The sequence below is a fragment of the Trinickia sp. genome (genome assembly GCF_036503415.1).
Classification (GTDB): domain Bacteria; phylum Pseudomonadota; class Gammaproteobacteria; order Burkholderiales; family Burkholderiaceae; genus Trinickia.
Genome location: NZ_DASXWY010000058.1, coordinates 133,974 through 141,807, shown reverse-complemented (window position 1 = coordinate 141,807; position 7,834 = coordinate 133,974). Strand labels below are relative to the sequence as shown.

Annotated in this window: 6 protein-coding genes and 1 pseudogene; 3 read left to right on the top strand and 4 right to left on the bottom strand. The window is 58.4% G+C overall.

Going from position 1 to position 7,834, the window contains the following annotated elements; translation table 11 throughout:
- Both VGL01_RS08280 and VGL01_RS08275 read left to right on the top strand, forming a co-directional pair.
- Positions 1–331 (top strand): annotated as a pseudogene (locus VGL01_RS08280) (DUF4336 domain-containing protein); the annotation flags it as partial.
- A gap of 164 nt (positions 332–495) precedes the next feature.
- The gene (locus tag VGL01_RS08275) at positions 496–1,674 is read left to right on the top strand and encodes an aminotransferase class V-fold PLP-dependent enzyme (RefSeq protein ID WP_331568372.1); all 1,179 of its coding nucleotides are present in this window, start codon (positions 496–498) and stop codon (positions 1,672–1,674) included.
- Positions 1,675–1,891: 217 nt separating this feature from the next.
- Here the strand turns inward: VGL01_RS08275 and VGL01_RS08270 are convergent, their stop codons facing one another.
- The 4 genes from VGL01_RS08270 to hmgA all read right to left on the bottom strand — a co-directional run bounded on the left by VGL01_RS08270 (position 1,892) and on the right by hmgA (position 6,702).
- The gene (locus VGL01_RS08270) at positions 1,892–2,920 is read right to left on the bottom strand and encodes a Gfo/Idh/MocA family oxidoreductase (protein ID WP_331568371.1); all 1,029 of its coding nucleotides are present in this window, start codon (positions 2,918–2,920) and stop codon (positions 1,892–1,894) included.
- Between the two features lie 503 nt (positions 2,921–3,423).
- Positions 3,424–4,110, bottom strand: a complete 687-nt coding sequence (gene maiA, locus VGL01_RS08265) for a maleylacetoacetate isomerase (protein ID WP_331568370.1) — start codon at positions 4,108–4,110, stop codon at positions 3,424–3,426.
- A 10-nt stretch (positions 4,111–4,120) separates the two neighbouring features.
- Positions 4,121–5,389, bottom strand: coding sequence for a fumarylacetoacetase (fahA, locus tag VGL01_RS08260; RefSeq protein WP_331568369.1), 1,269 nt, complete (start codon positions 5,387–5,389; stop codon positions 4,121–4,123).
- On the bottom strand, positions 5,386–6,702 hold the full coding sequence (gene hmgA, locus VGL01_RS08255) for a homogentisate 1,2-dioxygenase (RefSeq protein ID WP_331568368.1): 1,317 nt from the start codon (positions 6,700–6,702) through the stop codon (positions 5,386–5,388). The genes fahA and hmgA overlap by 4 nt, the downstream gene beginning before the upstream one ends.
- A 155-nt stretch (positions 6,703–6,857) precedes the next feature.
- Here hmgA and VGL01_RS08250 point away from each other — a divergent pair, with 155 nt between their 5' ends.
- Positions 6,858–7,802, top strand: a complete 945-nt coding sequence (locus VGL01_RS08250; protein ID WP_331568367.1) for a LysR family transcriptional regulator — start codon at positions 6,858–6,860, stop codon at positions 7,800–7,802.
- Positions 7,803–7,834 lie beyond the last annotated feature (32 nt).

Genomic DNA, 7,834 nt, shown 5'->3' with positions numbered 1-7,834 from the left:
TCAAGTTGTGTTTCGCGGATCGTTTGCCATGGAAGAAGTAGTGTTCTTCCATCGCGTATCACGCACCGCCATCTTCGGCGACCTGATCCAACGCTTTCCCGATGAGGTGGCCACGGGGTGGAAAGGCACACTCCTGCGGCTTGACGACCTCGTCGGACCGCACGGTAGCACGCCGCGCGAATGGCGACTGAGTTTTCTCTCGCGTGATGCCGCACGCGCCGCTCGCCAAAGAGTGCTCGATTGGAAGGCCGAGCGGCTTCTGATCGCTCATGGCCAATGCGCAGAAAGTGGGGCAACGCATGTCATTGCTGAGGCATTGCGCTGGATTTGAACGTGCTGGCAGCGCGGCGGTAGAAAATTACTCATCTGGCAGCAACAACAGAGCATTCGCGTGGTTTGGTCTGCGTGAACAGCGATCGAGGCGGCCCGTCACCGTGTAGAGTGACTGCGGTATTGTCGATGCATCCACGCCGAAATCAGAACAGGACACGGAACATGCTTGCAGATGCTTCATGCGAAAGGAACACCGATGTGGATTGGGCACAGGTCCGCAAATCGTATCCGGCACAGCAGCCGTTGCTGAATCTGAACAATGCAGCAGTGAGTCCGCCACCGTTCGTCGTTGAGCAGGCGGTCATCGACGCCTACCGCTTCATCAGCAAGAATCCGGACGTCAACATGTGGACCGGTCTCGACCTGAAGCTTCCTGACATCAAGCGGCGGTTGGCGACACTAGCCGATTGCGATGCGGATGAAGTCGTGCTTAACCGAAATGCGAGCGAAGGCCTCAGCGTCGCAATTTTCGGTGTCCAGATGTCGACTGGGGATCGAGTGGTTGTGTCGTCGTGGGACTATCCGAGCGCACTTGGGGGCTGGCAGCAGCGGCAGAGCCGCGAAGGCGTTGTGGTCGACTCGGTGACGTTCGATCCGCTCGCCAGCGATGAGGAAATAATCGGAGCGTATTCTTCTGCGATCTGTCCCGCGACGCGCGTGCTTCATCTGACGCATATGATTCACTGGACAGGCAGGGTGCTGCCTGTTGCCCGCCTGTGTGCGCTCGCACGGGAGCGCGGCATTATCACCATCGTCGACGCAGCGCAATCCTTCGCGCAGATGCCCATCAGCTTCCGCGAGCTCGGATGTGATTTCTTCGTGACGAGTCTGCATAAATGGCTCGGCGCACCCGTTGGAAACGGCATGATGATCATAAAACGAGGACGCTTACGCGAAACATGGCCATTGCTCGCTTCGTTCGACGCCACGCCCGACACGGTGGACAAGTTCGATCACTGGAACCTCGGCACCTACAATTCGGCATTGCAGGCCGGCATCGAACCGGCGATCGGCTTTCATCAAGCGATCGGTGTGGGGAATATTCATGCGAGGTTGCGCGCACTTACCCGCTACTGGACGCGGCTCGCCGCCGACATTGATGGCTTGCAGATCCACACGCCGCTCGAGACAGAGACGCTGGGTGCGGTGAGCCTGTTTTCGGTCGACGGCATCGATGCCGTGCATCTCGAACGCGTTTTGCGACAATCGTTCTCAGTTCACGTTAAATACCGGCGCGTCGGCCAGTTGGAGGGACTGCGTGTGTCGCCGCACATTTACATGAACGAAGCGGACCTGGATGTATTCGTCGATGCACTGCGCAAGGCCGTCAAATACGCTTAATGAGAGGCGGTGGACTCACGGTCGCAGTGGCCGAAGCGTTGACTAGCGAAAAGCTTGCTATCCTCTATTTTGCGATAGGGGCGGTGTGCTAATTGAAAAAGAGAAAGAAACCGAAACGACAATCATCGGACGGGTAACGTTCTTTCGTGAGGCAACGCGCCGACCACGATAGTTCTCGCACGCGCGGCCGTTGTAGTTGCCAATCTCACTGCGTGATCTACCCGGCTTCGAACGGGTATGTAAGCCGCATTTCAGCTCGGGCGGCGTCTATGATGGCGATCATTTGCATCGACATCTCATGACTGATGACTGGACTTTCAATCCCACCCGAGCGCAATACGTCACAGAAATGGGCCGTTTCGTAATTCAGTCCGCCTCCCTCGAACGGCTCATGCAATTCGACTGTCCGTCCGCCGAGGTAGTGAACGGTCGCTCGACACGGGTTCCACCAGTTCTCGTGAATCGTGACGGAGCCCTTCGTGCCCGCCAGAAACGCGTCGCCTTTGCCATCCAAATCCAGCCCGCAGAATATTTGCGCGATGCCATTCTCGTGTTGAATGTTGAGGCTTGCGAAGCTATCGACGCCGGTTCTTCCCAATCGGCCTAGCGTTTGCACCTTGATCGCTTTCCCGAGGAATCGAACCGCTAGAAACGCTTCGTAGATACCGATGTTCAGCAATGCACCTCCGCCGCGCTCCAACTTGAACGATGGGTGATCGGCTGGTGCGTCGGCGATCGAACAACCGGCACGCACGAATGCGATGTTTCCTATCGGGTCTTTCGTGAGGTGTTCCGTCAGTTTTTGGAACAGCGGGTAGAACGGCGGCTTCATGGCCTCCATGAATAGAACGTTGGAGGCCTTCGCTGCATCCTGCAGATGTCTAAGCTCGCGTGCGCTCACGGCCGCTGGCTTCTCACATAGAACGGCGCGACCCGCGGAAAACGCACGCGTGGCGTAATGGGAATGACTGTCCTGAAGCGTTGCGATATAGAGCGCGTCGATGTCGTCCAGGAGATTGTCGAAACTGGGGTACGCGCGTGTCCCGTGTTTCCGGGCGAACTCTTCGGCCTGCGCGTCGCGCCGCGCCCACACACCGGCAAGGGTCACGTTTGGTACGAAGCCAAGACCTTCGGCAAATCGCGCGGCTATGTGGCCCGCGCCGACAATTCCCCATCGAATGGACCTTGAGGCGTACGAGTCAAGTCCGTTTTGACGTCTCGATTCTTCTATTTTTGCCGTTATCATCCGCCGCCTTCAGGTCAGTGTCCGTAGCAGAACAGGGCTGCGCAACCCTGCAAAACGCTTTCGAGGCGGCCGCCTCGAAAGAGCCCATTATAGTACCAATATGATGCCAATCAATACCAGTTTTGAGGCGTGTTCGGCGCAGTTCGCCAACGCGGTTGCACCGGTAAACGCGGCCGTCATTGCCCGGGTCGCGCTCGGGGGCATCGAGCGTTAAATCCAGCGTGAGAGGAGAGTCCGTTCAGCTTTGACTGTCGTTCGCAAAGTATGAACAAGGAAAAAAGTTGAACGATCTGCGTTAATAGACTACGTGTTCATCATTTTTGAACGGATGCTTTGCTCTCGACCGCGCCAGTCCTGGTCGGCTCCTGAAGAAGCGCAGATCTCAGTCTCACTGCTACAGATCGTCCGCATTCTGGCTAATCCCGAACTGCGTGATCGGCTGGTAATGCACATGCTGCGGGGCGACTCTCGCGAGGCGAGGCGGTGCTGCGGGAAGCGCCAAGTCAGTTTGCCGCGTCGGGCTGGCGGCTCGGATGTGCCCTTTGGAACGCAGGCAACGCTTGGCACGCGGCATCGATAGCTTGTAGCCGGGGACATCCAGTGAGGTCAACCTCGAACCGGCGGGCGTTGAACAATTGAGGCACGAGGCAGCAGTCGGCCATTGTCGGCTGATCCCCGTGACAGAATCGTCCAGCCGTGCCGGCTCCTGCCAACATCGCTTGCAGTCCCTCCAGGCCGACCTGCATCCAATGCCGCATCCAACGTAGCCGCATGGCTTCGTCGGCCTGCAGTTCACGCTCCAAAAACTTGAGGATCCGTGGATTGTTAATCGGGTGGATGTCACAAGCAATCGTGAGCGCCGACTGCCTCACCTCCGCTCGGGCCGCGGGCGTGCGCGGAAGTAGCGGTGGGTCGGGGTAGCACTCGTCGAGGTACTCGATGATGGCAAGAGACTGTCGTATGGTGTGTCCATTCTCCTGGTAGCTGGGCACGAGTCCAAGGGGATTGATCGCACGGTATTCCGGTCGGCGCTGTTCTCCACCGTCGCGCAGCAGGTGAACGGGCACGGAACGATAGTCCAACCCCTTCAGATTAAGAGCGATGCGTACACGGTATGCCGCCGAACTGCGGAAGTACGTGTAAAGCGTCCGGTCCGCTGCGGCGATCTTTTGATCTGTCGAGGCTGTCATGAGTCGGCCCCTAGGCCAAAACAGTGCCTCGGGCTTCGCCGAGACCGATACGTGCCGCGCCGGGACGCTCGCACCAACCGCGCAAAATCAAGGTGTCGCCGTCCTCGAGGAAGGTCCGTTGCTCGCCGTTGGTCAATTCGATGGATTTTTTGCCGCCTTCCGTCAGTTCGAGTAGCGAGCCGGCCTCATTTGGTGCAGGGCCCGACAACGTGCCAGAGCCGAGCAGGTCTCCGGACAGGAGATTGCAGCCGTTGACGGTGTGGTGAGCAATCAGCTGTGCTGCCGTCCAGTACGCCGCGGCGGCGGCATTGCCGATGGTCAGCCTCTCAGGCGCAATGCCGGCGGTTGCCATCCTCTGCGTCTGGATTAGCACCTCGAGGGTAATGTCCAAAACTCCAGCGTTGCGATTCGCTTCGCTGTCCAGGTAGGGCAGTGGCCGTGGATCGCCGTTTGGTCGAACGAGTGGCGCACGGAACGGCGCCAATGCTTCCATCGTTACTATCCACGGCGAGATTGTCGTTGCGAAGTTCTTCGACAAGAACGGACCGAGTGGCTGGTATTCCCAGGCTTGAATGTCGCGAGCGGACCAGTCGTTCAGTAGCGTCACGCCGAAGAGATGGTCCTCGGCATTCGCGATAGGCACGGGCTGTCCAAGCTGATTGCCCTGGCCGACGAAATAACCGAGTTCTAGCTCATAGTCCAAGCGTCGAGATGGGCCAAAGGCCGGCTCCGTGGCATCCGGAGCCTTCGTCTGGCCTTGTGGCCGCCGAAAGGCGTGGCCGCTTACATGGATGGACGAAGCACGGCCATGGTAGCCAATTGGAACCCATTTGTAGTTCGGCATCAGCGGTTGGTCCGGCCGGAAGAGCTTCCCGACCGAGGTCGCGTGATGAATGCCGGTGTAGAAGTCAGTGTAGTCGCCGATTCGGCAAGGCACCGCCATCTCGGCCTCGCATTGCGGCGTAAGTAGTTTCGACCATGTTTTCTGTTGCGAGCTGTTAAGCGCGAGTCCGCGGGAAATGGCGCGACGCAATTGCAATCGCTTTTCGACATCGAGCGCCATCAGAGCATTCATGCTCGGGCTGTCAGCCAGGCCCGTGCCTTGTAAATCCAAAATCATGTCGCCGATGGCGACGCCCACCTTGAAGCCCTCATCCGAGCCTGCAGGGCGATAGCGACCGAACGGGAGATTCTGGATCGGGAAGTCGACATTGCGATCGTTGGCGGACTCAACCCAGCTTTGCAGGGAGAGGTCGTGCGTTTCGTTGATCGAGCTCATTTCTTCTCCGGGTTGAAGTGCTTTTTGACGTCCAGCCAGCATTGGTGGTAGTTGGCCTGCAATTGCGCGGAAGCGAGTGCGGCTCTTGTCGGTCGGATGACGTGTCTCGTTTCGAACATGAACGCCATCGTGGCATCGACCTTGTGCGGGCGCGTGACATCCGCTTTGCTGGCTTTTTCGAACGTTGCGGCGTCGGGGCCGTGGCCGCTCATGCAGTTGTGCAAACTAGCGCCACCTGGCTTGAAGCCATCCGCTTTAGCGTCGTACTCGCCGTAGATCAGACCCATGAATTCGCTGGCGATATTGCGGTGGAACCAAGGCGGGCGAAAGGTATTTTCGGCAGCCAGCCAGCGCGGCGGGAAGATCACAAAGTCGATGGCATCGACGCCGGGCGTGTCGGAGACTGATTGCAGTACCAGGAAGATGGACGGATCCGGATGGTCATAGCTAATCGAGCCGATGGCGTTGAATCGACGCAAGTCGTACTTGTAGGGCGCATAGTTGCCGTGCCAGGCAACCACGTCGAGCGGCGAATGATCCAGTTTTGCTCGATGCAGGTTGCCCATGAACTTTGCGACAAGTTCGAAATCACCTTCGATGTCCTCGTACCATGCTACTGGCGTTTTGAAGTCCCGAGGATTGGCCAGACCGTTTGAGCCGATAACGCCAAGGTCGGGCAGTCGGAACGGCGCACCGAAGTTTTCACAGATGTAGCCGCGAGCAGCACTGTCGAGCAGTTCGACGCGAAAACGGACGCCGCGCGGAATCACTACGATCTCTTGCGGCTCAGCATCGATCAAGCCGAATTCGGTGGCGAAACGAAGTCGGCCTTGCTGCAGCACAATCAGCATCTCGCCATCGGCGTTGTAGAAGAAGCGCTCACGCATCGAATGGTTGATCGCGTACAGATAGATGGCTGCGCCACTCTGCACGTGCGGGTCACCGTTGCCCGCCATGCTGATGAGTCCTTCGACGAAGTCCACCGCGTGCGAGTCCGGTGGCAGGGGCAGCGGATCCCAACGCAGTTGATTGGGCGTCGTTGGGGTTTCGAGGTAGTCCTGGCTGATTCTGCCATTGGCGACTTGTTCGAACGGCGTATGTGCTGCGCCGGGGCGAATGCGATAGAACCACGACCGGCGATTCGCATGACGTGGCGCGGTGAAGGCAGTGCCGGAAATTTGCTCGGCGTAGAGGCCGTACGGGCAGACTTGTGGCGAGTTTTGTCCCAACGGCAGGGCGCCGGGCAGTGCTTCGCTGGCCCATTCGTTTGCGAATCCAGTCAAATATTCGCGTTCGTGCTCGTGATTAGCCATACAACTTATCCTAAGGCTTGCGACGACAGCCGCTGATGTCGGAAGCCACGGCAATGGTTGCCGCAGCTCGGAGTAGACAAAATTGTCGGCATCGCGGACTATTACCGCAACGATTCAAGGTGAATAGATACCATTCAGGAAGTGAATAGGCAAAAATGAGCACTCATAGGCTTCGTGAGGTCGATCTGAATCTCCTGGTCATCTTCAAGGACATCATGGAGACTCGGAACATATCGGCCACGGCTCGACGTCTCAACATGTCGCAGCCTGCGGCAAGTAACGCATTGGCGCGACTTCGTGCAACTGTCGGTGACGAGCTGCTCGTGCGCTCCGGGCAGACGATGCAACCCACGCAGGTCGCAGAGTTGATCGCGCAGGATGTCGCCGATGGCATGGCGCTTCTGCAGGCAGCACTGAGCCGCAGAGAAACGTTCGACCCCGCTCACGATGCCCGACGCTTCGTCATCGCGATGACGGACGTCGGCGAGGTCTACTTCATGCCAAGGCTCTTGGCCTACTGCAGCCGACATGCTCCCAACGTGCGGCTCGAGGTCTCGTACGAAAGCGGGACCGAGTTGCGTAACGGCCTGCAAGTCGGTCAGATCGATCTAGCACTCGGGCCTCACGAGGACATGTCGGATACTCTCTTGCAACTGCGCCTGTTCAAGCAGCATTGTGTCAGCCTGTTTCGAGCGTCCCATCCATTTGCATCGCAGCCGCCTACGTCATTGGCCAAGTATCGAGATGCGAGACATCTCTTTGTCTCGAATCCAGCGAGCCCCTACATCGAGATTCAGAATCGCATGGAGAAAGCTGGAGTCCGGATGTCGGCCCATGACCAAGTCTCGAGTTTCCTCACGGCGCCCTTCGTCGTCGCAACATCGGACTACGTCGTCACGGTTCCTCTGAAGCTGGCTGAGCAATTCGCCGGCCCGTTGGCGCTGCGCTCGATTCGGCCGCCGATCCGGTTGCCGGAACTCGAAACACATTGCTTCTGGCACCGAAGGAGTCTCGCAGACCCAGCGTTGGCGTGGCTACGCGGGGTAATCGTCGAGCTTTTCGCGGAACGTGCCGCTGGACACGTCTCAGCGAAGCCGTGATCACCTCTTGGCGCGTGGGTGGGAACTCGCCA

Bases quoted from the DNA above. Each gene is read 5' to 3' on its own strand.
- VGL01_RS08275 (WP_331568372.1), top strand. From the start codon at position 496: ATGCTTGCAGATGCTTCATGCGAAAGGAACACCGATGTGGATTGGGCA.
- VGL01_RS08270 (WP_331568371.1), bottom strand. From the start codon at position 2,920: ATGATAACGGCAAAAATAGAAGAATCGAGACGTCAAAACGGACTTGAC.
- maiA (WP_331568370.1), bottom strand. From the start codon at position 4,110: ATGACAGCCTCGACAGATCAAAAGATCGCCGCAGCGGACCGGACGCTT.
- fahA (WP_331568369.1), bottom strand. From the start codon at position 5,389: ATGAGCTCGATCAACGAAACGCACGACCTCTCCCTGCAAAGCTGGGTT.
- hmgA (WP_331568368.1), bottom strand. From the start codon at position 6,702: ATGGCTAATCACGAGCACGAACGCGAATATTTGACTGGATTCGCAAAC.
- VGL01_RS08250 (WP_331568367.1), top strand. From the start codon at position 6,858: ATGAGCACTCATAGGCTTCGTGAGGTCGATCTGAATCTCCTGGTCATC.